The sequence below is a fragment of the Halorhabdus sp. CBA1104 genome (genome assembly GCF_009690625.1).
In the GTDB taxonomy this organism is placed as follows: Archaea; Halobacteriota; Halobacteria; order Halobacteriales; family Haloarculaceae; genus Halorhabdus.
Window position 1 is genome coordinate 542,862 of the sequence record NZ_CP033878.1, and the last position, 23,933, is coordinate 566,794.

At 62.8% G+C, this 23,933-nt stretch carries 24 protein-coding genes and 1 pseudogene; 15 read left to right on the plus strand and 10 right to left on the minus strand.

Translation table 11 applies throughout. The features are described 5' to 3' along the window. Nucleotides 1-41: 41 nt before the first annotated feature. Nucleotides 42-476 carry a Fe-S cluster assembly sulfur transfer protein SufU gene (gene sufU / locus Hrd1104_RS02895; RefSeq protein ID WP_154551339.1) on the plus strand — a complete coding sequence of 145 codons (435 nt, stop codon included), beginning with the start codon at nucleotides 42-44 and terminating at the stop codon, nucleotides 474-476. A gap of 11 nt (nucleotides 477-487) precedes the next feature. Here sufU and Hrd1104_RS02900 read toward each other — a convergent pair whose 3' ends face one another. Next, a complete protein-coding gene (locus Hrd1104_RS02900; protein ID WP_154551340.1) occupies nucleotides 488-838 on the minus strand; it encodes a hypothetical protein in 351 nt (116 codons plus the stop codon). A gap of 100 nt (nucleotides 839-938) precedes the next feature. Next, on the minus strand, nucleotides 939-2,927 hold the full coding sequence (locus Hrd1104_RS02905) for a heme-binding protein (RefSeq protein WP_154551341.1): 1,989 nt from the start codon (nucleotides 2,925-2,927) through the stop codon (nucleotides 939-941). Between the two features lie 128 nt (nucleotides 2,928-3,055). Between Hrd1104_RS02905 and Hrd1104_RS02910 the strand changes: the two genes are divergently transcribed. Continuing rightward, nucleotides 3,056-3,409, plus strand: coding sequence for a helix-turn-helix domain-containing protein (locus tag Hrd1104_RS02910; protein WP_154551342.1), 354 nt, complete (start codon nucleotides 3,056-3,058; stop codon nucleotides 3,407-3,409). Beyond that, on the plus strand, nucleotides 3,406-3,714 hold the full coding sequence (locus Hrd1104_RS02915; protein ID WP_154551343.1) for a hypothetical protein: 309 nt from the start codon (nucleotides 3,406-3,408) through the stop codon (nucleotides 3,712-3,714). Before Hrd1104_RS02910 ends, Hrd1104_RS02915 begins: the two co-directional genes overlap by 4 nt. 302 nt (nucleotides 3,715-4,016) lie before the next feature. On the opposite strand, the gene Hrd1104_RS02920 is transcribed toward Hrd1104_RS02915, so the two are convergent. The 4 genes and pseudogenes from Hrd1104_RS02920 to pyrH form a co-directional block, all read right to left on the minus strand. Continuing rightward, entirely contained in the window at nucleotides 4,017-5,783 is a 1,767-nt protein-coding gene (locus Hrd1104_RS02920) for a site-2 protease family protein (protein ID WP_154551344.1), read from the minus strand. 105 nt (nucleotides 5,784-5,888) lie between these two features. After that, complete coding sequence (locus Hrd1104_RS02925) at nucleotides 5,889-7,595, minus strand: site-2 protease family protein (protein WP_154551345.1); 1,707 nt, start codon at nucleotides 7,593-7,595, stop codon at nucleotides 5,889-5,891. Between the two features lie 48 nt (nucleotides 7,596-7,643). Further along, a pseudogene (gene lysS, locus Hrd1104_RS02930) lies at nucleotides 7,644-9,283 on the minus strand (lysine--tRNA ligase). Nucleotides 9,284-9,343: 60 nt separating this feature from the next. After that, nucleotides 9,344-10,036, minus strand: coding sequence for a UMP kinase (gene pyrH, locus Hrd1104_RS02935; protein ID WP_154551346.1), 693 nt, complete (start codon nucleotides 10,034-10,036; stop codon nucleotides 9,344-9,346). Between the two features lie 341 nt (nucleotides 10,037-10,377). Here pyrH and Hrd1104_RS02940 point away from each other — a divergent pair, with 341 nt between their 5' ends. The 3 genes from Hrd1104_RS02940 (at nucleotide 10,378) to Hrd1104_RS02950 (ending at nucleotide 12,909) form a co-directional block, all read left to right on the plus strand. Then, the gene (locus Hrd1104_RS02940) at nucleotides 10,378-10,638 is read left to right on the plus strand and encodes a hypothetical protein (RefSeq protein WP_154551347.1); all 261 of its coding nucleotides are present in this window, start codon (nucleotides 10,378-10,380) and stop codon (nucleotides 10,636-10,638) included. Nucleotides 10,639-10,773: 135 nt separating this feature from the next. Next, nucleotides 10,774-11,922 carry a site-2 protease family protein gene (locus Hrd1104_RS02945; protein WP_154551348.1) on the plus strand — a complete coding sequence of 383 codons (1,149 nt, stop codon included), beginning with the start codon at nucleotides 10,774-10,776 and terminating at the stop codon, nucleotides 11,920-11,922. 54 nt (nucleotides 11,923-11,976) lie between these two features. After that, complete coding sequence (locus Hrd1104_RS02950; RefSeq protein WP_229770519.1) at nucleotides 11,977-12,909, plus strand: LTA synthase family protein; 933 nt, start codon at nucleotides 11,977-11,979, stop codon at nucleotides 12,907-12,909. Between the two features lie 42 nt (nucleotides 12,910-12,951). On the opposite strand, the gene thiL is transcribed toward Hrd1104_RS02950, so the two are convergent. Further along, nucleotides 12,952-13,833 (minus strand): thiamine-phosphate kinase, encoded by an 882-nt coding sequence (gene thiL / locus Hrd1104_RS02955; RefSeq protein ID WP_154551349.1) that lies wholly within the window; start codon nucleotides 13,831-13,833, stop codon nucleotides 12,952-12,954. 128 nt (nucleotides 13,834-13,961) lie between these two features. On the opposite strand from thiL, the gene Hrd1104_RS02960 reads away from it, so the two are divergent. From Hrd1104_RS02960 to Hrd1104_RS02975, 4 genes are all read left to right on the plus strand, one after another. Then, entirely contained in the window at nucleotides 13,962-14,990 is a 1,029-nt protein-coding gene (locus tag Hrd1104_RS02960; protein ID WP_154551350.1) for a flippase-like domain-containing protein, read from the plus strand. Nucleotides 14,991-15,064: 74 nt separating this feature from the next. After that, on the plus strand, nucleotides 15,065-15,526 hold the full coding sequence (locus tag Hrd1104_RS02965) for a 30S ribosomal protein S19e (RefSeq protein WP_154551351.1): 462 nt from the start codon (nucleotides 15,065-15,067) through the stop codon (nucleotides 15,524-15,526). Nucleotides 15,527-15,603: 77 nt separating this feature from the next. Next, nucleotides 15,604-15,960: a DNA-binding protein gene (locus Hrd1104_RS02970; protein WP_154551352.1), complete on the plus strand. Its 357-nt coding sequence runs from the start codon at nucleotides 15,604-15,606 to the stop codon at nucleotides 15,958-15,960. Continuing rightward, nucleotides 15,960-16,553: an asparagine synthase-related protein gene (locus Hrd1104_RS02975; protein ID WP_154551353.1), complete on the plus strand. Its 594-nt coding sequence runs from the start codon at nucleotides 15,960-15,962 to the stop codon at nucleotides 16,551-16,553. The genes Hrd1104_RS02970 and Hrd1104_RS02975 overlap by 1 nt, the downstream gene beginning before the upstream one ends. A 69-nt stretch (nucleotides 16,554-16,622) precedes the next feature. Here the strand turns inward: Hrd1104_RS02975 and Hrd1104_RS02980 are convergent, their stop codons facing one another. Continuing rightward, nucleotides 16,623-17,258, minus strand: a complete 636-nt coding sequence (locus Hrd1104_RS02980; RefSeq protein ID WP_154551354.1) for an HAD family hydrolase — start codon at nucleotides 17,256-17,258, stop codon at nucleotides 16,623-16,625. Nucleotides 17,259-17,338: 80 nt separating this feature from the next. Between Hrd1104_RS02980 and truA the strand changes: the two genes are divergently transcribed. Further along, nucleotides 17,339-18,148, plus strand: a complete 810-nt coding sequence (truA, locus tag Hrd1104_RS02985) for a tRNA pseudouridine(38-40) synthase TruA (protein ID WP_154551355.1) — start codon at nucleotides 17,339-17,341, stop codon at nucleotides 18,146-18,148. 34 nt (nucleotides 18,149-18,182) lie between these two features. On the opposite strand, the gene dpsA is transcribed toward truA, so the two are convergent. Beyond that, nucleotides 18,183-18,731 carry a DNA starvation/stationary phase protection protein DpsA gene (dpsA, locus tag Hrd1104_RS02990; RefSeq protein ID WP_154551356.1) on the minus strand — a complete coding sequence of 183 codons (549 nt, stop codon included), beginning with the start codon at nucleotides 18,729-18,731 and terminating at the stop codon, nucleotides 18,183-18,185. A gap of 327 nt (nucleotides 18,732-19,058) precedes the next feature. On the opposite strand from dpsA, the gene nadA reads away from it, so the two are divergent. Genes nadA through nadC form a run of 3 tightly spaced genes read left to right on the plus strand, consistent with a single transcriptional unit; the run spans nucleotide 19,059 to nucleotide 22,512 of the window. After that, the gene (nadA, locus tag Hrd1104_RS02995) at nucleotides 19,059-20,177 is read left to right on the plus strand and encodes a quinolinate synthase NadA (RefSeq protein ID WP_195837617.1); all 1,119 of its coding nucleotides are present in this window, start codon (nucleotides 19,059-19,061) and stop codon (nucleotides 20,175-20,177) included. 2 nt (nucleotides 20,178-20,179) lie between these two features. Continuing rightward, a complete protein-coding gene (locus Hrd1104_RS03000) occupies nucleotides 20,180-21,682 on the plus strand; it encodes an L-aspartate oxidase (RefSeq protein ID WP_154551358.1) in 1,503 nt (500 codons plus the stop codon). Between the two features lie 5 nt (nucleotides 21,683-21,687). Then, nucleotides 21,688-22,512: a carboxylating nicotinate-nucleotide diphosphorylase gene (gene nadC / locus Hrd1104_RS03005; protein WP_154551359.1), complete on the plus strand. Its 825-nt coding sequence runs from the start codon at nucleotides 21,688-21,690 to the stop codon at nucleotides 22,510-22,512. Here the strand turns inward: nadC and Hrd1104_RS03010 are convergent. Next, complete coding sequence (locus Hrd1104_RS03010; RefSeq protein WP_154551360.1) at nucleotides 22,509-22,712, minus strand: hypothetical protein; 204 nt, start codon at nucleotides 22,710-22,712, stop codon at nucleotides 22,509-22,511. The genes nadC and Hrd1104_RS03010 overlap by 4 nt on opposite strands. 248 nt (nucleotides 22,713-22,960) lie before the next feature. Here Hrd1104_RS03010 and Hrd1104_RS03015 point away from each other — a divergent pair, with 248 nt between their 5' ends. Then, nucleotides 22,961-23,884, plus strand: a complete 924-nt coding sequence (locus Hrd1104_RS03015) for a sulfite exporter TauE/SafE family protein (protein ID WP_154551361.1) — start codon at nucleotides 22,961-22,963, stop codon at nucleotides 23,882-23,884. Nucleotides 23,885-23,933: the final 49 nt, after the last annotated feature.

Below are 23,933 nucleotides of genomic sequence, written 5' to 3' on the forward strand. Positions count from 1 at the left end.
CGGAACGTTTTTCCGCCGGTATCGCTAATCGTTTCCTACCAATGGGCATCGGCGGCAGCGATATGTATCGACAGCAGATCCTCGATCACTACAAGAACCCACGCAATTACGGCGAGATCGAGGACGCGACGTTCACCCACGTCGGCGAGAATCCGATGTGTGGCGACACTATCGAGATGGATGTCGTCCTCGACGACGACGAAGAGACTATCGACGCCGTCGCCTTCCAGGGAGATGGCTGTGCGATCTCCCAGGCGTCGGCGTCGATGCTCTCGGAGCGACTCGAAGGCATGTCGATCGAGGACTTAGAGGCGCTGGATCGTGACGACGTCATCGATATGCTCGGCGTCGATATCTCGCCGATGCGCGTCAAGTGTGCTGTCCTGGCTGAAAAAGTCGCCCAGGACGGCGCCGAAATTTACTTCGGCGAGAAAGACCTCGAAGAGACGACGACTGAAGACGACGATCCCGAATAACTCCCGTCTCGTCATTCTGGTGCGTGGACGATCGTTTCGTGGCCATCGTCACCGACGAGCGTGACGTCGTGATTCGTGTGGCGGGCGTGCGTTGCTGCCCACCGACGGGCGCCACGTTCTTCTAAGCGCTGTACTGATTCGGGACAGTGCCGACAGTCTGCCTGCCAGACAGCCAGTCCATCCGGGAAGTGCCCGGTGTGTCGCTGATGATCGAGCGCGAACTGCTCGATCGCTTGGTTGCCAACGGCCATCGCTTCGAGTTCGTAGCCGAGGTCCCACTCGCGTCCGCAACGATCGCAACTCACGGTCGGGACGTTTTCCTCGCTCGCTGGTGGCTCCTCGTCAGTTTTGTGGTCTGCCATCGCCTGTGGTAGGCTCGGCGAAGGCTTGAAGCTGTGTTTCGATCCCGAGCGAGGCGATCGTCCACTCCGAGAGATAGCTCTCGGGCGGGGGAAAACGGCTTCAGGCCAGGAAGACGTGCCGTGGTCGATCAGCGAGTACCTCACGGCCCCATTCGACGGTATCACGGAAGTCTTCGGAGCGGAAAAACGCCATCGCGTCCTCGCGGCTGGCCCAATTCGAAGCGATGAACATGTCGTTCTCGTTTTCGTGGTTGACCAGTAGTGCGGTGCCGTAGTGGCCGTCCATCGTCCCGAGCGTTTCACCGACAGTCTCGAAGGTCTCGAGGAATTCCTCGCGGTACTCCGATTTGACGGTGTAGAACATCCCCATCGTCCCGAACCCTTCGCCTTCACCGGCCCGGCCGACGACTTCCGGTAGGTCAGCGAGGGCGTCTCCGGCCGCTTGGGCTGCTGATTCGGTTTCCCAGCGGCTCACGACCGCTGTCGGCTCGGTATCGTCGACGGCCGCAACCTCGCCGGGTCCGGTCTCGTAGACCGCTGTCTCGATGTGAGCGTCGTCGGCCCGGAACGTCTCCCGGAGCTCGGCGACGTCGCTCATTAGTGACTCGATACCGGCCGTCGAATAGACGACCAGTGCGTAGACGTCTTCGCCGTGGGGCTGGCCGGCGTAGACGTCGTGCTCGGCGAGCTCACGCCTGATAGCCTCACTGGCGGTGTCGGTCCCGTCGTCTGTGGTACTGTCCTGGGCAGACGACGCCTCGTGAGAGTCGAGTACCCCGCCGTATCGTTCGTCGATTCCCGGCAGATCACCCAGGAAGCCAGCAGCGGTCTCGGCGGCGTCTTCGGCCGTCCACAGCGACGCGACCGCCGAACGCCCGCTCGAGGCTCGTACGACTGTGGCGACGTGTCGGTCGTAGTGATCGAAGTTTTCCCGCAACCCGGCGACGTCCTCAGCCAACTCCTGGGCGTCGACATTCGAATAAAACAGGAGGCCATACTCGCCACCCTCGTAGTCCGCTCCCTCACGAATACCAAGCTGGAACAGTCGCTGTTCGAGGTCGTCGACAGTCGCATACTCGCTGTCCGAGACATCCGGTCGAGAGCCGCCCCCCGGATGCCCGCTGTCACCGTCATCCTCCGGTTCGGCGTGGGGATCGTCACTCTCTGAGGCCTGCTCGGCGTGGGGATGGCCGTCGTCGGTCGCTTTACCGTGTGGGTGGCCCGACGTATCGCCGTCGTGCTCGACGGCATCGGCCGGCGTTGCCGGCGCAGCCTGCCCCTCAGCGGTCTCACCCGTCTCAGGGGCGATCGCATCTCCAGCGAGATACGCGTCGAGGTCTGCCGGGGCCAGTCGACGGCCGATCGTGAAGGGGCCAAACTCGGCGTACTTCGAACTCGACGGGTCAAAACGCATCTCGTAGAGCAGATCCTTGACGTCGGTGAGATCGTCGGCCCACAGCGTCACGCCCCACTCCCAGTCGTCCAGGCCGATCGCACTGGAGATCATCTGGGTGACCTTGCCGGCGTAATCGCGACCGATATCCCCGTGGGCGTCCATATGTTCGGCCCGTTCCTCGAAGGGCAGGTCGTACCAGTTGTACTCCGGTTCACGCCGTTTGTCCATCGGATAGAAGCTCACGTGCTCGGCGTCTGGGATGTCGGGCTCGATCCGTGAGCGCATGTACTTCGCGAGGCCGGAACTCTCGTCGAGATCACCGTCGAAGAACTCTCGGGCACGCTCGGAGTACCCTGATGCTTCCGTCACCGAGACAAACGAGTCTGTTCGCTCGGTAAACCTGGCTAGTGTCGTCTGTTCGAAGGCCCGCTCTAGGTGATCGAGAGCGGCGGTCGTCGGTCGCAGGTGGACGAACATGAGATCGGCTTCCTGGCCCAAGACACCGTAGAGTGCCGATGTGCCTTCTTGGGCATCGGCCACCGAAACCGCGTCTTCGAGGTGTTTTTGGCCCTCTTTGAGGGCTGCATCCCGCGTTCGCTGGGGTGCGTCCCGCCAGTCGTCCCACGCGATCGTTCGGAAGTCGTGTAGCACGTACCACCCTTCCGCCGTGGGCGGCGCTTTTCGTCTGCTCATGGTACTCGGTGGTTCGAGCCTCTTGGTAAGGAACCTTGCCCTCCCGACAAAGCCGCCCCCTTCCGATCGACTGCGAGGGTTGCAGCCGAGGGGAGGGTTTTAACCGCCGACGGCAGTCAGAGTCCAGTGTGAGCGAGGACCGCGACGACGGAGAGTTGCTCGCCCTTTTAGAGGACGATTATGCTCGAGCGATCCTCGCAGCCACGAGTGCCCAACCCATGTCAGCCGAACGGCTCAGCGAGCGGTGTGACGCCTCGGATTCGACAATTTACCGGCGCGTCGACCGCCTGCAAGACCACGATCTGCTCGACGAACAGACGCGGATCGATCCGGACGGTCACCACTACAGCGTCTACATTTCACAACTGGAGTCGGTGACCGTCACGTTCGAAGACGGCGACTACCGGATCGACCTGCAACGACGCCAACCCACGGCGCCGGACCCGGCGGACCGATTCACCAGGATGTGGCAAGATCTATGATCGATCTCGTTCCCGTCGAGGTGGCGACGATCTCGATTCCGCTGGCGTCGGCCGCTCTCGGCCTGGTGATCGGCTATCAGGCCTATCGGGGCTTTCGTCGCCACGACAGCCCGTCGATGCGCTACCTCTCGCTCGGGTTGATACTGTTGACGGCTGTCTCCTATTCGCTTGCAGCGTTCGGGACGCTGTTGATCCGCTGGCGGCTCTTGCCCCTTGCTGCCGAGACGCCACTCCTGCTCGTGGCCCGAATTACGCAGTTTGCCGGCCTGGCGTTGATCACCTACTCGCTGTATCGACGTCCGTAGGGCGGACACCTGGGTTGGGCACACCCTTTGGCCGCTGCGGCCGGCGTCGGCACCGTCCAGTCTAGACGAGTAGCTGGGGGGCTGTGGACCACAAAGCGGGCCAAGCTGGGTACAACCTGGGACGCCAATCGAAAAGTGGGCACGGGCAGTCCGTCGCAGTCTCGACGGAAGTTCTGTAAACCGGCGGATTGGAGGGCCGATGGCGTCAACCGGGATCCGGCAATACACGCTCGGTCCTGGGTCCCCTTAGTACACGAACCTGACCTTCCGGTCTGGCAGCCCGGGGAAAGGTTTAAACCCACTCACGAGAGCAGGAGCGGCCCAAACAGCATGAGCATGAGGCTGGCAAACATCACCAGCCCTACCGAGACCGTCACGGTCCGGACCACCCAGCGCTTTGCAAACGGCGTCCGACTGGTGATCGCTTCCGCACTTGCCCGCAACAGGTGACCGCCGTCCAGTGGGAACAGTGGAATCAAGTTGAACACACCCAGGTTGACGTTGACCCAGGCGGTCCAAAAGAGCAAATTCGCGAGCGTGAACACGCCTCCACCCAGGAACGCGAGCGGTCCGGAGATCGTATAGAAGTTCGTTATTGGCCCCAGAAAGCCGGCGAAGTTGTAGGGAATGATCGCATTCGCGACAGTGGCAAAGGGCAGCGTGACGATCGAGAGGATCTGGCGGCCGAGGGGGAGATTCGTGTCTGCTCCGCCATTGCCGCCGAGAATCGTCAAATACGCTTCTGCGGGGTACTCTCGGATACCGAAGTCGTCGATAGCAACGCCGCTGATCCCCGGCTGGATGCCGGTGACGCCGAGAAAGCCACTGTCATCGCGCGGATTCTCCCCGAGCGTGACGGTGAATGGCTTGAGGCGGCCCTGGACGGACGCTTGCACCTGGACCGACTGGTTGGGAACCGTCCGGTCGAGGGCGGTAGCGAGATCCGTCTGGGAGACGATCCGTTCGCCACCGAAGCGTGTGATGACAAGCGACCCGCCAGCTGGCGCGCCAGCCTGTGCAAGTGGCTTGCCCGGGGCGACGCGACTCACGTACGCGCCGATCGGTCCCGTGGTCTCGGTCCCATTCTCGGTCTGTAGGGTCGCTATCGTCCGGTTTTCGAGTGCGGCTGTCAGCTCAGTGACCGTCGAGACGGCTGTCCCGTTGACGGCTGCGATCCGGTCGCCGCTGTCGACGGCGAGTGGCCCGCTCTTTAGGGCCGACGTGACGAAGACGGAACGTTCGATCTGGACAGCCTGGCCGTCGTGGACGGACACGGTGACCGTTTGTTCGTCCGTCTCAGCGAGTGTCTCCGTGAGGGCAGTCCTGTTCGAGACTGGAGTGCCGTCGACGTCGGTGATGACGGTCCCTTGCCCGAGGCCCGCGGTGTCGGCCGGCGAACCGGGAATCGCACCACCGACAGCGACGCCGCCGACGGCCTGAATCGACCCGGCGACGGGACCGAACAACAGCAATAGCGCGACGATTGCCAGTGCGAAATTGTTGGTGACGCCCGCCGCGAACATCCGCGTTTGCGCACCGCGATCGGCGTCCTGGCGGTCCTGTTCGTCGGGTTCGACGAAGGCACCGATCGGAATGATGGTGAACAGTGCCAGCCCCATCGACTCGATATCGATGTTTTCGACTCGGCACAACAGTCCGTGGCCCCCCTCGTGAACGACGAGCGCGAGGACCAACCCAAAGATGATCTCTGGGGCCGCTGCCAGTGGGAGGAAATCGTTGAATCCGGGGATCACCAGCGCGTTTTTGGGCTCTTGGATCGGGTTCGTCCCTGGTTGCTGGAGACTCATAATCCCGGAGACCACGACCGTCAGAAACATGCCGACGAGGACCAGCAGGCCAAAGCCGATCCCGACGTTGGCCCAGGCTCGAAAGAACCGGCGGTGGCGCGCCAGGCGATCGAGCAGTGCCTTTCCACGCTCGGTATGAATCGTCGTGATCGGCCCGGAGACGTGCAAATACGAGGGCAGATACCCGCGGCGTCGAAGGGCACCCATCCCAGCGACGTAGGCGAGAACGCCAGCGAGGACGAGCGTGAGCGTATCGACCATCTACCGGTGTGACGGGTTCACCAGCCAAGAGAATTGCGTCATCTCGTCTCCGTGTCCACTCGGCACCTGCCGTGAGATGCGCGACCAGTACCCGACAACACCACCTTACCCGAGCACTTGCCCCGCGAACAACATCGCCACGAGGCTGGCGAACATCACCAGCCCTACCGAGACCGTCACGGCTCGGACCGCCCAGCGCTTGTTCAACCGCGTCCGGGCGACGATCGCTTCTGTCCCTGTTCGCAGCAGGTGCCCACCATCGAGCGGAAACAGCGGAATCAGATTGAACATGCCGACGTTGACGTTGATCCAGGCGGTCCAAAAGAGGACGTTTGCCAGCGTGAACACGCCCCCGCCCAGGAACGCGAGCGGCCCAGAGAGCGTATAGAAATTCGTCACCGGCCCCAGGAAGCCGGCAAAGCCAAAGGCACTAGGATCGAGCAGCGAGATGAACGGGACCATCAAAAACCAGAAGAACTGTTCGGCAAACGACAGCGAGAGTCCAGTCCCTTCTCCACCCAGAACTGCGAGGTTCCGCTCGGTGGGATACTCCTGGACACCAAAGCCAAAGTCCCCGACCTCAAGGCCAGAAAAGCCGGCTTGTAGCCTCGCGACGCCGAGGAACGCACTGCCGTCGTCCGGATGTTTGCCGAGCGTAACGGCATACGTCGACCGATCGCCCTCGACGTATGCTTCGACCTTGATCTCGTCGCCGGGGGCCGTGCCGTTCAACGCCGAGAGGAGGGCCGCTCTGTCTCGCGTCCGATCGCCATCGACGCGCGTAATTACTGCTGGTTTCCCAGCCGGCACACCGGCGCCTGCAAGGGGTTCGCCTTCGAGGACTGTGCCCACGTATGCACCGACCGGAGCGGTCGTCTCGGTGCCATCGGGTGTCCGGAGCGTCGCTACTGTCCGGTTCCCGACGGCCTTCCGGAACTCTTGGAGCGTCTCGATCGCGGTCCCGTTGACACTGGCGATCGTGTCGTTGGCCGCAAGGTCGAAGGGCCCGTCGACGACCGCCCGCGTCACGACGACTGACCGTTCGAGCGGGACTGTCCCTTTCTCCTGGAGTGTGATCGTCGTCTCGTTGAGGCCCGTGATGACGTCTCCGCGCTCGATTCCAGTCTGATCAGCCGGCGACCCCGCGGCGACGCCACCCACCGCGACACCGTCGACGGCCTGAATCGACCCGGCGACGGGACCGAACAACAGCAATAGCGCGACGATTGCCAGTGCGAAATTGTTGGTGACGCCAGCGACGAACATCCGCATCTGTGCGCCTCGGTCGGCGTCCTGGCGGTCCTGTTCGTCCGGATCGACGAAGGCACCGATCGGAATGATGGTGAACAATGCCAGCCCCATCGACTCGATATCGATGTTTTCGACTCGGCACAACAGTCCGTGACCGCCCTCGTGGACGATCAGACCGAGGGCAAGCCCGAAGATGATCTCGGGGGCGGCTGCCAGTGGTAGAAAGTCGTTGACACCCGGGATGACGAGGGCATCGGTCGGTTCTCTGATCGGGTTGGCCGACGGTTGCTGGAGGGCGAGGATCCCAGAGAGGACGACAGTACCGAACATGCCCACGAGCACGAGCAGCCCGAATCCGAGGCCAACGTTGGCCCAGGCCCGAAAGAAGCGACGGTGGCGAGCCAGCCAGTCGAGGAATGCCTTGCCACGCTCGGTATGCAGTGTCGTGATGGGACCCGACACGCGCAGAGACGAAGGGAGATATCCCCACTGCTGGAGTGCCATCGCCCCAATCGAATACGCGAGAACCCCAACCAGTATCAGCGTAAGCGTCCCGACCATCGTATCAGTGAAGAACAATTCCCCTCAAAAAGGCGTTGCGATCGCTGCTCAGCGCTCGCGGCGCAACCGACCGACGACGAACTCCTGATCTAACGCCGCGAGGAACGGCCCGAGCTTTGGCCCTTCATCGAGGTCGAACAGCAACCGATAGCCGGCCGAAAAGAAGTCGCCGACGTCTAGGTCGTATTCGTCGGCGAGTTCGTAGATCCGACTCTGGATCGCCTCGCCGTCTTGCCCTGCCGCGACGAACTCGGCGAGATCGTCCAGTGCGGCTGCCGTCTCGGTGTCGAACTCGACGGCCGGGAGTTCCTCGCGTTTGAGATCGTAGTTGAAGGCGTTGTCCGTCCGACGCGCCCACGTCCGGGCCTTCTCGACGCGATCGAGGGCGTCTTCGACAGCCCACGCCGGCGCATCATCGGGAATGTGGCCCTCGCGCCGGGCGATCTCTTCCCGGAGGTCGGGGTCGTCGGTCATGGCCAGTACGGCGGCGAACGTGTAGGGAATCCGGACGCGTTCTTCACGCGGGTTCCCAACGGCGATGGGGTAGACCTGTGTGGCCCGCTCGCGCTCGTCGGTGTCGGCGTCGATCTCGCCGAAGTACACCCGTTCGAGGCGGTCGAATTCGTCGACGAGCTGATCGATGTTGGCGATATTGAAGTCACGCTGTTTGCGTGGGTCCTTACAGAAAAAGTACCGGAACACTTCCGGTTCGAGCAAGTCCAGGACTTCCGCGGCCGTGACGACGTTCCCAGCCGAGGAGGACAGCGCATCGCCGTTCAGCGTGAACCACTCATAGACCATTGCGACCGGCGGCTCGACGTCAAGGACGTTCTGGGCGATGTCGACACCCGACGGCCAGGACCCTCGGCGTGATCCTTGCCGAACGGCTCGAAGTCGACGTTGAGGACGCTCCACTGGGCCGGCCACTCGAAGCGCCACGGGAGTTTCCCGTCTTGGATGCCGACTGTCCCTTCGTGGCCACAGCCCGCAATGGTCTCGTCACCGACAGTAACGTCCTGGCACGTATACGAGACCGTCCCGGCGTCGGGATCGACGTCGGTGATGCCGTCCGTGAGGATCCCACAGGACTGGCACTCGGCCTGGAACGGGACGTAAGCCTCCCCGACGCTGTCTTGGTAGTCGGCCAGCACGTCACGGGCTGCTTGCTGGTTGGCCAGAACGTGTTTGGTAAGCTCCTCGAACGTCCCGTCTGCGTACAGATCGGTATTCGAGACGACCTCGATCGGGATATCGAGCAGCTCCGCACTGCGAGCTAGCAGGGTCGTGAAGTGTGCCCCGTAGGAGTCACAACAGCCGAACGGGTCTGGAATCGCCGTATAGGGTTTGCCCAGATTGCGCCCGAGCGCGCCCGCGTCAACGTCTCCCAGTTCGACGATATTCCAGTCGAGATCGGCGAGCCGCCGGGGCAGCTTCCGTAGTCGGTCCTTGTCGTCACTCGTGAATACCTGCCGAACGTCGTGCCCACGATCGCGCAGGACTTCCGCGACGACGTACCCGCGGACGATCTCGTTGAGGTGGCCGATGTGTGGGACACCTGACGGTGAGACTCCGCCCTTGATCACGATGGGTTCTGTCGGCTCACGCGCTTCGATCGCGTCTGCGACGGCCTGTCCCCAGAACGCGCGGTCGCTCTCTTCGATTGTCGTGTATGGATCGTGCTCAGTCATGGTTCGGTGGCGTCGATAGACAATCGCGTTCTGCGTTTACGTTCCGGTACATTGCATACACTAGGCGTCGTGGTCCGGAACGATCTCTGTCCCCTCGTGGGCGTCGTCCAGGACGGCGTTGACGATCCGCTGGGGCTCGCTGCCATCGAGGACAATGGCCCTGATGCCGGACCGTTGGATGAGCTTGGCAGCCAGCAGATCGACGGGTGCGTTGCTCCCGGCGTTCATCTCGATATCGGCGATCACATCGACCAGCTTGCCGACAGACAGTTCGTCGAACTTTGCGGCGTCGGGATCGACGTCCGGATCGGCACTGAACACGCCAGGCACACTCGTCGCATAGACGAGCAGATCGGCATTGACGTACTCGGCGAAAGCCGCGCCCACGGCGTCAGTCGTCTGGCCGGCGACCATGCCGCCCAATACCGGCAGGTCGCCCCGTCGAAGGGCCTCACGACCAGCTTCGTAGCTTTCGATCGGTTCGGGGGCCGCTCGATCGCCCAGTGCGGCGATCAACAGCCTGGCGTTTAGCCGTGTCGCGGCGATCCCGATATGATCGAGTTCCATCTCGTTGGCGTCGAGTGCCCGCGCTGTCCCGATGTAGTCTCTGGCGACGCTGCCGCCACCAGTGACAGCGCCAACCTCGTGGCCAGCAGCTGCCAGTTCGGTCAAGGCCTCTGCGTGTTCGGCCACGCGCGCTTCGTTCAGATCGGGCGCAAGTACGCTCCCACCGATCGAGACGACTATCTTCATTGGGTCGCCGTAGCTTCGATTCACTCTTAAGGGTTGTCAAGCAGTGCGTCTACGGCCCGTGTGAACCGACCACTCGATGGCCCAGAGCGTCACTCTCTCACGCCGAATGTGGTAGTATACCCGTGATTTCGACGGTTTGCATCTGGTTTATGGCGAATATATTCTCAATATACTACTAAGAAATAATCTCTAAGACACTCTTATGAAAAATCTTATCGGATCTAAAAACGTCCTAAAAGGTACCAGTTCACGACGTCGGTGCCTAAAACGTCCCGAACCAACCCGAAGCTTCTCCCCTATATATACCCCTCCATGCAATACTGATGGGTGAGGTGACTCACATGAGCGCAGAAACCCAGCCCTCCGGGGAACGCGACGAGACCGCAACAGCAAACAAAGAAGAGCGACTCCGCTCGTTCCTCAAGCAGAAAGCCGCCGACGGAGAGATGTACTTCAAGAGCAAGTTCATCGCTGACGAGGTCAATCTCTCACCAAAGGAGATCGGGGCACTCATGGTGAAATTGCGCGAGTCGGCGAGTGACCTCTCCGTCGAGAAGTGGTCGTACACGAGCGCCACCACCTGGCGCGTCGAACCAGCCTGATACGTCCACCACAACTACGTCTGGTCTGTCCACCACGACCGCCCGCATGGTCCTCCCGCCGGGCGGTGCTCGTGTGCCGTTTTGGCCCAGTCGGGCGTCGGTGTTTTACGTGCGAAATCCCTTATCCACATATTGATGTCTGCCGAGGAGTCGTCCGACGATCCACCTGCTGTTGGTGCCCTTGCGTCAGCCTTCCATGCCTATCGAGTCGAACGCGAGGGGGAGACGGTCCGGTACATCGGCGAGCCCCTGGTCTCTCCGCGAGAGCTCGGCGAGGAACTCGCCCCGCTGTTTGCCCGTCGTGGCTACGAGATCACTGTCGAGCGACGCAACGACCGTCAGGGTGCACCAGCCCCCTACGCTATCGTCGCTGAGCCGAAATCGGTCGGTGTCGATGGCATTCCCTGGGGGAACGTCATCATGTTCGTGCTCACAGTGGTCACGACGCTGTACGCGGGCACGTGGTGGTATCACATCGATCTGGCGAACGATCCACTGGCGATCGTCGAGGCCTGGCCCTTTACCGCGGCCGTCCTTGGCGTCCTTGCGACCCACGAACTCGGCCACTACGTCGTCAGCCGGTACTACAGCGTCGATGCTAGTCTGCCGTACTTCATCCCGGTGCCGCCACCGATCGGGACGATGGGTGCTATCATTCGAATGCGAGGGCGCATTCCAACTCGCAAGGCACTGTTCGACATCGGCATTGCCGGCCCGCTGGCCGGCCTGGTCGCGACGATCGTCGTGACAGTTATCGGATTACAACTGGATCCAATCACCGTCCCGGGATCAGTTGCCCAGGCAACCGGGGAGGGAGGCGGCTACATCCGGTTCAACGACCCACTCCTGATGGACCTCTTGGCTGATCTGGTCGGGCAGCCGACTGACTATGCCAGCGACCCGACCAAAGCCGTCAACCCAGTCGTCTTCGGTGGCTGGGTCGGCATGTTCGTGACGTTCCTGAATCTGATCCCCGTTGGCCAACTCGACGGTGGCCATATCCTTCGTGCCGCGCTCGGTAACCGCCACGAGACCGTCGCGGCAGCTATTCCAGGGCTGCTCCTCTCGCTTGCCGCCGGCCTGTACTTCTTGACGGACTACACACACTCGGTTGTGCTGTGGGTGATCTGGGGCGTGATCGCGTTCGTCATGGTTCGGGCAGGCTCGGCAACCCCCCTCGACGAAGCGCCGATCGGCCCCTGGCGATGGGGACTGGCTGCAGTGACCGTTGGCCTCGGGGCACTTTGTTTCATGCCAGTACCGGTCGAAATAGTCCTCGCTTGAGAAAATTGCGACCGAACAACGAAGGCTTTTCACTGGGTGCCAAATTACGAATCAGTGATCATTGTGCTGTCCCTCCCAGAGCCGTTGATGTCGTTCGTCCGGTGGTTCCCCGAAGAGTTCTCTACCTGGAGTGTCCTCAAACGGGAGGCCAAAACCCGTTTTGTGAGACCGTTCGTCCGTAACGAGATCGACGCAATCTCGTTCGTCGATCGGGACTGGGATTCGCTGGTCGTCTTAGACGCGTGTCGCTACGACATCTTCGACGAGCACAACCCGTTCGAACGCGAGGCCAAACGAGTCCACTCCAACGCGAGTCATACCGGCGATTTCTTGCGCCGCAACTTCGCCGACAGCTATCCGGATACGGTCTACGTGACTGCGAGCCCGCAGGTAGCCCAGCTCGGGGGTGAATTCGCCCACGTCGAGCACGTCTGGCAAGACGACTGGGACGAAAGTGAGCGGACCGTCTTGCCCGAGAAGGTGACTGACCGTGCACTCGAACTCGCCGATCGGTTCCCGCACAAGCGGCTAGTAGTTCACTACATGCAACCCCACTTTCCGTTCATCGGGCCCACAGGAGAGAACTCACACTCACAGGGCTCGTTTCTGAACGGGCATCGGAACCGTACGTATCCGTCTGTCTGGGAGCGACTCGACGCTGGCGAGGCTGACATCGAACTGGTCAGGGACGCCTACGCGGAGAATCTAGAAGTCGCGTTGCCGGCCGTCGAACGATTAGTCGATACCCTCGATGGGAAGTCAGTTGTCACCAGCGACCACGGCAACCTCTATGGAAAACGCGTTTCCCCACTCCCAGTCCGGCTGTACGGGCACCCACCAGGAATCCCCGACCCGGAGCTGACGGCCGTTCCGTGGGTCGAGTTGCCTTTCGAATCTCGGCGTGACATCACCGCATCGACGACGAGCGCCGCCGAAACGGACTCCGGGCGCACACAGGAACGATTACGCGCCCTCGGCTACGTCTGACCGAGGAGACGACCCTCTCAGAGTGGCTGTACCGAGAGGCGTTCACTCGGCCTCCCCGTGCGTGTAGCCACGGTCGGGCAGTGAGTCACCTGCGAGTGTCACACTCTTGTCCGCCGTGACGTGACCGATCGGCGTCAGCCGAACTGGCGAGGCTTCGCGGGCCGCAGCGACCTCTTCCGGCTCGATCGCACAGACGAGTTCGAAATCTTCACCGAAGAACACGCCCAGTTCCTGACGCTCTGTCTCGTCGGCCGCCACCTCTTCGACCACATCGTCGATCGGCAACGGCGAGTCGATAGCGATCCCGACGTCGCTCGCTTCGGCGAGTTGATGCAGCGAGCGGGCGAGCCCGTCGCTGGAATCCATCATCGCCGTTGCGTACTGACCGAGAACACGACCAGCAGCAACTCGGGGCACAAACTGGAAGAGATCGTTGCCGCGATCGGCTTCTCCGTCGGCGAACAACGCGAGTGCGCCGGCCGTCCGACCGAGTGTCCCGGTCACACAGACGACGTCACCGGCTTGTGCGCCCGACCGCAAAACGGGTGTGTCCGTCCGTCCGACCGCAGCCGTTGCCGCCGAGAACTCCGGGTGTTCGTCGAGATCGCCGCCGACGTATTCGCCACCAACCGCCTCACAGACGTCGCGTGCGCCATCGACGAAGGCGAGCAATTCCTCGTTTTGCAGAGACGGGGCGGCGTAGACGGCGACCGCGGCGACCGGATCGGCCCCCATCGCCGCAATATCCGACAGTGACGCGCCGACAGCCCGCCACCCGGCCGTATACCGTGTCGTGCCGGCGGGAAAATCAGTCGACTCGTGGAGCATGTCGATAGTTACAACCAGATCGTCGACGACTGCTGCGTCGTCACCGACGGGCCCGAGCCGGTCGGCCAGTACCGACAGGGCGGTCCGCTCGTCCATACCTGCGGTTCGGTTCGGTGGTATTAACACCCGACGATGACGGGTGAGACGAACGTGGCGCTTGCCACACGCCAACAGCGCTGCGGGTTTCGGTGGGTTCAAGCCGACGGTGACCCAGGGACACGGACATGGAGGCCGATCGCCAGACGACGATCGCCGGGTTCGCAGGTGCCGGTATCGTGCTGGCAATCCTGTTCTGGGTCGTCGGGATCGGAGAGATGACTGCAATACTCGGGCGCTCGGACCCCTACGCCCTGATTGGTGTCGTCGCGTTTTCGGCGTGCTGGATGATCTGCTGGGGGCTGTCGATGCATACCGTCCTCGGAGCGATCGGCGCACCTGTCGGCCGACCGACGGCGGTGCTTGCGTTCAGCGCGTCGATGTTCACGAACGCGATCACACCGTTCGGGCAGGCAGGTGGGGAACCGATCGCGGCACTGCTCATTTCCGAAGCCGCCGACAGCGACTACGAGACCGGACTGGCAGCGATCGCCAGCGTCGACACCTTACACTTCGTGCCGTCGATCGGTCTCGCAACCGTCGGGCTAGGCGCGACCGTCGTGCAGTCGGTGGCACTAACGCAGAACATGTATTTCGCCGGATTCGCTGTGGCATTGCTTGGCAGTGTCTTCCTCGTTGGCGTCCTGCTCGGGTGGTTGTATCGGCAGAAAATCGAACGTGTCGTCGTGCGTGCATTCACGCCGCTCATTCGACGAGTTGGGGCCGCAATCCCGATATTCGAACCGCCTACGAAAGCCGATATTGAGGCGAGTATCGAGGGGTTCTTCTCGTCGATCGATCGTGTGGCGACGAGTCGACGAGCACTTCTGTTGGCCTCGTTGTTCTCTCTGATCGGCTGGCTGTCGTTGTCGGTCGCGTTGTGGCTGTCGCTGCTGGCGATCGGCTACACCGTCCCGTTCGTCGCTGCGCTGGTCGTCGTCCCCGTCGGAAGTATCGCAGCCGTCACACCGTTGCCGGGTGGGCTTGGTGGGATCGAAGCGGCGTTTATCGGACTCACGATCTCGACGACGAGCGTCGCCGCGTCCGTGGCCGCTGCCGGCGTCGTGATCTATCGAGTGGCGACCTACTGGCTACCGTTGCTCGTCGGTGGGAGTTCTGCTGCGGTTCTGGGCGCCCGGCGGCGACAGTCAGACTGACTCGACAGTGTTCGTGGCAACCGTCGCTCCGCGAGACGATGCGCTTAAATGACGCCACGGGGAAGAAGACGGTAATGGCGACACTCTACGACGTTCCGGCCGAAGACCTCATCGAGGCCGTTGCCGAGGAGCTACAGGCAGCAGACCCAATCGAAGCCCCCGAGTGGCTCGAGTACACCACGACCGGCACGGGCCGCGAACTGGCCCCCGAACAGGACGACTTTTGGGAGCGCCGCGCTGGCAGCCTCCTGCGGAAGGTGGCCGTCGACGGGCCTGTCGGCGTCGGCACGCTCGCGACTGCCTACGGTGGCACCAAACAGGGATCGAACCGCTATCAGGTCCGACCGAGCCAGCAGGCTGATGGCAGCCGCAATATCGTTCGAACGGCTCTTCAGCAGCTCGAGGACGCGGGCTACGTCCTGACTGCTGAGGGTGAAGGGCGACGAATCACCGCCGACGGTCGTGCGCTGCTCGACGAGATCGCCGAGGATGTCCTCGAAGACCTCGACGATCCCGCACTCGAACGGTACGCCTGATTACCGTCGCCGATCGAGTCGATTCTTCTCGCAGTAGCGTAATCGTTTTGCCCGAGACCCGACAACGTTCGAGCACCATGAGTGGCGAGCCATCCGACGACGAAATGGAACGACTCCGAGAGGAGCGAATGGAACAGCTACGTGAGCAAAAAGAGCAACAACAGGGTGGTGACGGCGGCGGCCGCGAAGCTGCCCAACAGCGCGCCGAGGCCCAGAAGAAAGCAGTCCTCCGCAAACACCTGACCGACGACGCGCGAAAGCGCCTCAACACGCTGAAAATGTCGAAACCCCAGGTCGCCGAGCAAGTCGAGAGCCAGATCGTCGCGATCGCCCAGAGCGGGCGGATCCAGGGCAAGATCGACGACGAGAAGATGCGCCAGTTGCTAGAAGAGATGACGCCCGATTCGAAGAGTTTCGACATCAAACGTCGGTAATGGACCTGGCGCTGTGTTTCAGCGGGGGCAAGGATTCGGCCCTGGCCGCGTTGCTCGCAGACCCCTTCTTCGATGTGACGCTCGTGACGGCCTCGTTTGGCCTCACTGACGCGACCGCACACGCCCGTGAGGCTGCCAATGCCCTCGGGTTCGACCACGAGACGGTGGGCCTCGAGCGAGCCATCGCTCAACAAGCGGTCGAACGCATGGTCGAAGACGGCTATCCACGCAACGGTATCCAGCAGGTCCACGAAGCGACTCTCGAAGCGGTAGCCGCGGCTGGGTACGACGCCATCGGCGACGGGACCCGACGTGACGACCGCGCGCCGACGGTATCGCGACCGTTTGCCCAGAGTCTCGAAGACCGTCACGACGTCGAGTACGTTGTGCCCCTCGCTGGCTACGGACGGAGCGCCATCGATACTCTCGCGGCCGAGCGGCTGGCAATCGAACAGGGGCCAAGCGACTCGCTGGCCAAAGGCGATTACGAACACGAACTCCGGACGCTACTGGCAAGCGAACACGGCAACAGTGCCGTCGCTGAGGTCTTTCCGGAACACACCCAGTCCGTCGTCCGGGGTCGCCGAACGTAACTCGCCGAATACTGCGACGACGGCTCTCGTCGTCTGCATCGACAGCGACGAGAACCACGATTACCCGCGTCAGTCGCCCCCAGGGATCGCCCAGTCGCCGGCCGCGATCGTATCGACAGCATCGTCGAGTGTTCGCTCACGACGATCGAGGTGGACGTAGCCCATACCGGTCCGAGCGGCGAACTCGCGATCGCTGTCACGATCGCCGACGTAGACGTACTTGCCGTCCCCGAGCGCGTCGGCGACGGGTTCGAACATCGCGGTGTCGGGTTTGAGATGGTCCAGTGCTGCCCGTGAGTGGCCACGGCCGACGGTGACGACGAACTCGCCGGCCAAGTCAGTCGTTTCGAGAAAGGCGTCGACGACGGCCTGTGGCGAGTTGCTCACGCAGAACAGCGTTTCGTCCGTTACTCGATCGAGGGCGTCTATATCAGCGTAGGGGCAGATCTCGCCAGTTCTGATCGCCTCGACTTTCGCCTCAGTGTAGTTGTGAGTGCGGACCTGCCAGAGCCGGTCCGGCTCGACGCCGAACTCGTCGGCGACGGATTCGAGATCCGCCAAAGCGTCGGGATAGAGGCTGCGGCGGTTGGCTTCGTTCTGCTCGACTGCCAGTTCCGCGAGCGCATTGTCGAGCCCACGATCCAGCCACGAGAGGTCAGCCGCCGAATCGAGTAAGACGCCGTCGAGGTCGAAGCCGACGTTCATCGTCGGGGCCTCCGGCCGTGACGGCGAAAAGCCCACCGGACAGGCGAAAGCCCAAAGCCAGGGACGGTCGAATCCAGTCCGTGACCGCGAGACGCGCCTTCCGGATCGCCTACGACGGCCGCTCGTTTCACGGCTTCCAGCGCCAGCCGGACGTGGCGACCGTCTCGGATGCGATCCTCGACGCGCTCCGATCCCTGGACGTGATCGACGAGACTGTCCCCGACTGGTACGCTGCCGCCGGTCGGACCGACGCCGGCGTCTCGGCGCTGGCCCAGACTGTGACGGTCGAGGGGCCGGCGTGGCTCTCGCCCGCCGCGCTCAATAGCGCTCTCCCGGCGGCCATCCGTGCCTGGGCGAGCGCCGACGTGCCTGCCGACTTCCACGCGACCCACGACGCTGTCGAGCGGGAGTACACGTACCATCTCCACGCGCCGTCGGCGTCGCTGTCACGCGCCAAGGGAGCACTGTCGGCGCTGTCCGGCGAACACGACTTCCACAACTTCACCCCGGACGCGACGGGCACGGTTCGGGACCTCACCGGTGACGTCGAGCGTGACGAGGACTTCCTGGTCGTTGCAGTCCGTTCGGACGGATTTCCCCGACAGTTCGTCCGGCGGCTCCTCACCGTTCTTAAGGCGGTGGCGAGGGGGATAGCTGGACGCGAGCGGATCGAACACCTGCTCGACTCTGATCCCCTCGATGGCCCAGATGGCGTCGCCCCGGCACCGCCGGAACCACTCGTCCTGACGGACGTCATCTATCCGGACATCGCGTTCGAACGCGATCCAGACGCTGTCGAAAGCGCCCGTGATGTCTTCGACGGGCGAGCGATCGACCATCGAACGAACGCCCGGGTCGGGAGCGCGATCGCCGACGGTATCGACGACTGAGCGTCCCGAAAAGCACGAAAAAACTGTTCCGTCGTTACTCCATCGCGTCGGGCGTCACCAGCGTGTCGCCTTCGAGGTAGTGCTCGATGTGGTGGGCGTCGTCTTCGACGTGGACGATGTTCTCGCGGATGATCTCGGCGCTGGTCGGGTCGCCGAGACTGTCGAACAGTTCGACGTGCTCCCGGAGCGTCTCGATGATGTCGCCGTACATCTCCAGGTCGTTCTCTAAGGACGTCCGGATGTCGTAGACGTCCTCGTCTTCGGGTTCGACCGGCGCTTTGGCCTCCAGGGTTGCGCCACTGGCGTGGGGAACGCCACCGAGTGCCTGGACGCGCTCTGCGAGTTCGTCGGCGAACGCCTCGGCGTTCTCTGCGGCCTCGCCCAAGAACAAGTGGAGGTCTCGGAACTCGGCACCCTCGACGTTCCAGTGGTGCTTGCGCAGTTGGTGATAGAGGACGTACGTGGCCGCCAGGTCCGTGTTGAGTGCCTCGACGATCTCTTCGGCGCGCTCTGCATCCATCCGGAGTCCTTCGGAGCCTTCGACTTCGCCTTCCTGCTTGAGTACGCGTTTGTGACTACTCATACATACAGCCGTTCTAGCGCCATCCACTTAAACATTTCCCGTTCGAAAAATATCTTTTCTATCTCAAAAATATTCGTTTGTCTATTGCTGTTCCAACGTTTGGACACCTCGTACTACCGGACGGTTCTCTGTCACGTTCCGCCGGTACCAGCCCCAAAATGCCGAGGAGGGAATGCCGCCCGGCGCTCGGTGTAGTGATAAATCAAACCCACTGCTTCCGGCAATTCATGTGTGGTATCTATCTCGAATGGGTATTTTGAACACAAATGTTTTTCAATACCTGGTACAATAGGACCAAACTACACACGGTGATCCATTGTGCCCGACATGCAAACAGCTGACATCGATACGGACCTCAGCCTATTCAAATACGACAATCTCTCACAGTTGCCGCCGGCGTACCGAGACCTCGATGCGGACCAACGGGAGCGTCGGATCGAATCGGCACTCTCAGAACTGGGCGAGGACGTGGTAATCCTGGGCCACAACTATCAGCGCCAGGAAATCGTCGAGCACGCCGACTTCATCGGCGACTCCTACCAGTTGAGCACGGAGGCCGCACAGTCCGACGCCGAGTACGTGCTCTTTGGCGGCGTGACGTTCATGGCCGAGTCGGCGGATATCATCACCGACGACGACCAGCAGGTGATCCTCCCGAGCATGGAGGCGTCCTGTCCGATGGCCGGGATGGCCGAGGCCCTTCAGGTCGACTCGGCGTGGGCGAAACTCACGGCCGCGACAGACGAGGAGGTCATCCCGATCTGTTACATGAATTCCTACGCCGATCTGAAGGCCTTCTGTGCCGAGCACGGCGGGCTGGTCTGTACCTCCTCGAATGCGGCTGAGGCCTTCGAATGGGCCTTCGAGCGCGGCGAGAAAGTCCTCTTCCTGCCCGATAAGCACCTCGGGACGAACACGGCCTACGACCTCGGTCGCGAAGACGACGTGCTCGTGTGGGACCCGTGGGCCGACGACACTGATAGCGAGGCGATCCGCGAAAACGACGTGATCCTCTGGGAGGGGTACTGCCAGGTGCACGAGCGCTTCCGTGCCGAGCACATCGCAGGCGTCCGGGAGGACCACCCCGACGCGAACGTGATCGTCCACCCTGAGTGCCCCCGCGAGGTCGTCGAGGCCGCCGATCGGGTCGGCTCGACGGCAGACATCACCCGCGCCGTCGAGAACGCCGATCCCGGCGAGACGTGGGCCATCGGGACCGAGATTCACCTCGCCAACCACCTCGATCGCTGGCACCCCGACGTGGAAGTCGTCCCACTGTGTGGCGACGCCTGCATGGACTGCAACGCCATGCGCCAGATCGATCCCAACTACCTGCTGTGGGTGCTCGAAGAGTTAGTCGAGGGCCGCGAGCAGAACGTCATCGACGTCGATCCGGCGACGGCCGATCGCGCAGAAACCGCACTCGACCGGATGCTGGAGCTATAACTATGACAGATCAACAGACAACTGCGGTCCTGATCGTCGGCGGTGGCATCGCAGGGTGTGCGGCCGCGCTGTCGGCGGCCCGGAAAGACGCCGACGTCACGCTTGCGACGAAAGCCCGTCGCCCGGAAGACGCCTCGACGTGGTGGGCACAGGGTGGCATCGCAATCTCTCGGGACGATCCCGAACAGTTCAAACAGGACATCATCGACGCCTCCGCAGGTACCGCCGATCCCGACGCAGCGGACGTCCTCGTCGAGAACGCGAACGATGCCGTTCGTGACGTCCTCGTCGAGACCCTGGAGGTGCCTTTCGACACTGCAGAGAGTACCGAGGAAGCGTTCGACTTCGGCCGCGAGGCCGCCCACGACGAGGATCGCATCCTCCACGTCGACGCCTCGACTGGATCCTACGTCCTCGAACGCTTCCTCGCGTTCGTCGACGACCACCCCGACATCCGCGTGCTCGACGACACGGCCGCGCTGGACCTCATCACCCACGAGGGCGAGGTCCGCGGTGCGTCCCTCGAATCCGATGGTGAGGTCTGGCCGGTCTTCGCTGGCGCGACCGTGCTGGCGACTGGCGGCATCGGTGACCTCTACCCCGCCTCGACCAACCCGGCCGGATCGACTGGTGACGGAATCGCGATGGCGGCACTGGCCGGTGCGGACATCAAAGACATGGAGTTTGTCCAGTTCCATCCCACCGTCTACGTCGAGGATGGCGAGACGCTGCTGATCAGCGAGGCGGTCCGGGGCGAGGGCGCAGTCCTCCGGAACGGCTACGGCGAGCGCTTCATGCCGGCCTACGACGAGGCTGCCGAACTCGCTCCACGCGACGTGGTTGCACGGGCAGTCAAACGGGAACGTCGGTTGAGCGGCGAAGTCCTCCTCGACGTCTCGCCCGTCGACTTCGAGAGTCGGTTCCCCGATCTAGTCGAGCAGTGTGAACGACGCGACATCGACTGGAAATCGGGTATCCCAGTCCAGCCAGCCCAGCACTTCCTGTGTGGCGGGGTCGCTGTCGACGACCGGGGGCGAACCTCTCTCGATCGACTGTACGCCGCCGGGGAGTGTGCCCACACCGGCGTCCACGGGGCCAATCGCCTCGCGAGTACGAGCCTGCTGGAAGGGCTCGTCTGGGGCCTGCGGGCCGGGACAGCAGCCTCCGGTCGTGCCCCGGCGCCGATGGACGTGCCAGACCTGGACGACCGCGATCCGTCTCTCCCCGACTCGTTCGCCCGCGAGAAGTTCACCCGGCTCCGTCGGGTCATGGACGAAGCCGTCGGCATCGAGCGCGATCCGGCGGAACTGGATGGGGCGCTATCCGTGCTCCGGCGACTCAAGGGCGAAGTCGATTCTTACACTCGCACGCGTACGTCGCGGTCTCTGTACGAACTCCGCAACGCCAGCGTCGTCGCGCTGTTGGTGGCTCGGGCTGCGGCCGAAAACGACGAGAGCGTCGGGACGCACAATCTAGTCGAACCCGACGCCCCGCTCGCGGAGTGAGACCCGTGCTCACCGATTCGACGATCGAGACCTGGCTGCGCGAAGACGTTGGCCACCACGACGTGACGAACCACCTGCCGGGCGAGACAGCGGGGCGTCTCGTCGCCAAAGAGGCGGGTGTCGCGGCCGGAATCGACGCCGCGAGTGCGGTCTTCGAGTATCTGGACTGTCCGGTCGAGTCTGCTGTCGAGGACGGAACGGCGATCGAGCCAGGGGACGTCCTGTTGTCGGTCTCGGGACCGACGCGGGACGTGTTACGCGGCGAGCGCTCTGCGGTCAACGTCGCGGCCCACGCCTCGGGGATCGCGACGAAAACCCGCCAAGCAGTCGAGCAGGTACAAGAAGTGAATGGCGACGTCTCGATCGCTGGCACCCGGAAGACGACGCCGGGGCTGCGCGGGATCGAGAAGCGTGCAGTCGCCGCGGGCGGCGGTGACACCCACCGCCTGGACCTCTCTCAGATGGCGATGGTCAAGGACAACCACGTCGCCGAGATGGGACTGGTGGGTGCTGTCGAACACGTCCGCGAGCAAGCTTCCTTTGCCACCCAGATCGAAGCAGAGGTCGAATCGCCCGCGGACGCGCCCCGAGCCGCCGGGGCTGGGGCGGACATCGTGCTGCTGGACAATATGTCTCCCCAGGAGTGTGAACGAGCCGTCGGGCTTCTCGCCGAAGACAAACACGGCGACGTGCTCACGGAGGCCAGCGGCGGGATCACGATCGAGACGGTCCCGGCGTACGCGGCGGCTGGCGTGGACGTGATCTCGATGGGGTCGCTAACCCACTCCGCTGACGCGCTCGATCTCTCCTTCCGGACCGACGAGGACTAACCGTCCAGTAAGCCGAGTTCGTCGGCGACGAGGTCTGCAAGCTGATCGGCTACGTCGGGATCGACCTCGGCAACCGGCTCGCCGTCGTGCATCCGCTCGTTGTGTTGCTCGAGCCGATCCGCCAGGTCAGACAGCGAGATCTCGGCAGTGGTCTCACACTCCTCGCAGACGATCGGGACGTCGGGCTCGTCGTCAGTCATTGCCAGTGAGTTTGACGGCCAGTGACAAAACGTCCCCGAATCGACGATTCCCGCTCGGGAGCGAACACACAGCAACATGGCCCGGAAGCTATGACAGGGCGGCACCACGAGAGTCAGCCAGAGGGGTTCGAATGCGACGGTTTGTGGCAGATTTCGTCAAATGTATCTAACCAGCGTCAGTGCGGGTCTTACCGGCGTCTCAACCCCCAACTGGACTGGATGCGTCCGACTCTTTAGAGCAGATTTAGATGTCTTCCAGCGAGTCCCACGTCGATCCGGGTCAGTTTCTCAAACAGCTCCGGGCCTTCCAATACCGCGAGGTAACGATGGCGCTGGCGACGCTATCGGTGATTGCCGGTTCGATCGTCTTCTTCCCCGGTTTCGGGGAGATGACCAGCGGCCTCCAATCGGATGTCTCGGCGACGATCTTGGTTGTCTTCGTCGGCGTCGCGATCCTGGCCGGCGCGATCAAGGGCATGATCGGCTTCGGGTACGCACTGGTCGCGACCCCAATCTTCGCTACCGTTATCGACCCGACGCTGGCAGTGGTCGTCCTCGCGATCCCGCCCTGGATGCTCAACATGTTCCAGGTCGGCGAAACCGACACTGGAATGGCTTTTATCCGTGAGGAATGGCTGTTGCTCGTCCTGGCGATCGCTGGCGCGGTCGTCGGCGTTGCCGTCCTCGATGCGGTCGAGACCGGCCCGCTGGTGCCGTTCCTGATCGGCCTCGTCGTCTTCGGATACGTCCTCTTCCAGCTCGGACAGGGCTTCGTGACCGTCGAGAAAGCCCACCACCCCGTGGCAATGAGTATCGCCGGTGCACTGGAAGGGTTCCTGCTTGCAATTGCGAACCTCGGGCCGCTCCTGCCCGCCTACTTCCACACCTTCGAGCGCGATACCGAGCGCTACATCGGTGGCCTCTCGATGGTCCTGGGCGCGATCTTCACGGTCAGGATCGTCCAGATGGCGCTGTTCACCGACCTCATGACGCCCTACCGGCTGTGGCTGGGCTCGGTCATCGCTGTCGTGACGCTGGTGGGGCTGTTCATCGGGACCTACCTCCGGCGGCTGGAGATCGACGAGCGGCGGTTCAACTGGTTCGTGGTCGCGCTCCTCTTTGTGATATCGCTGAACATCTTCCGGCAGACGATTCCGGCGCTGTTTCTGTAGGCGGGGGGCTTCGCCACGTGAAGTCCGGCTCCTGGTTTTAGTAGGAAGC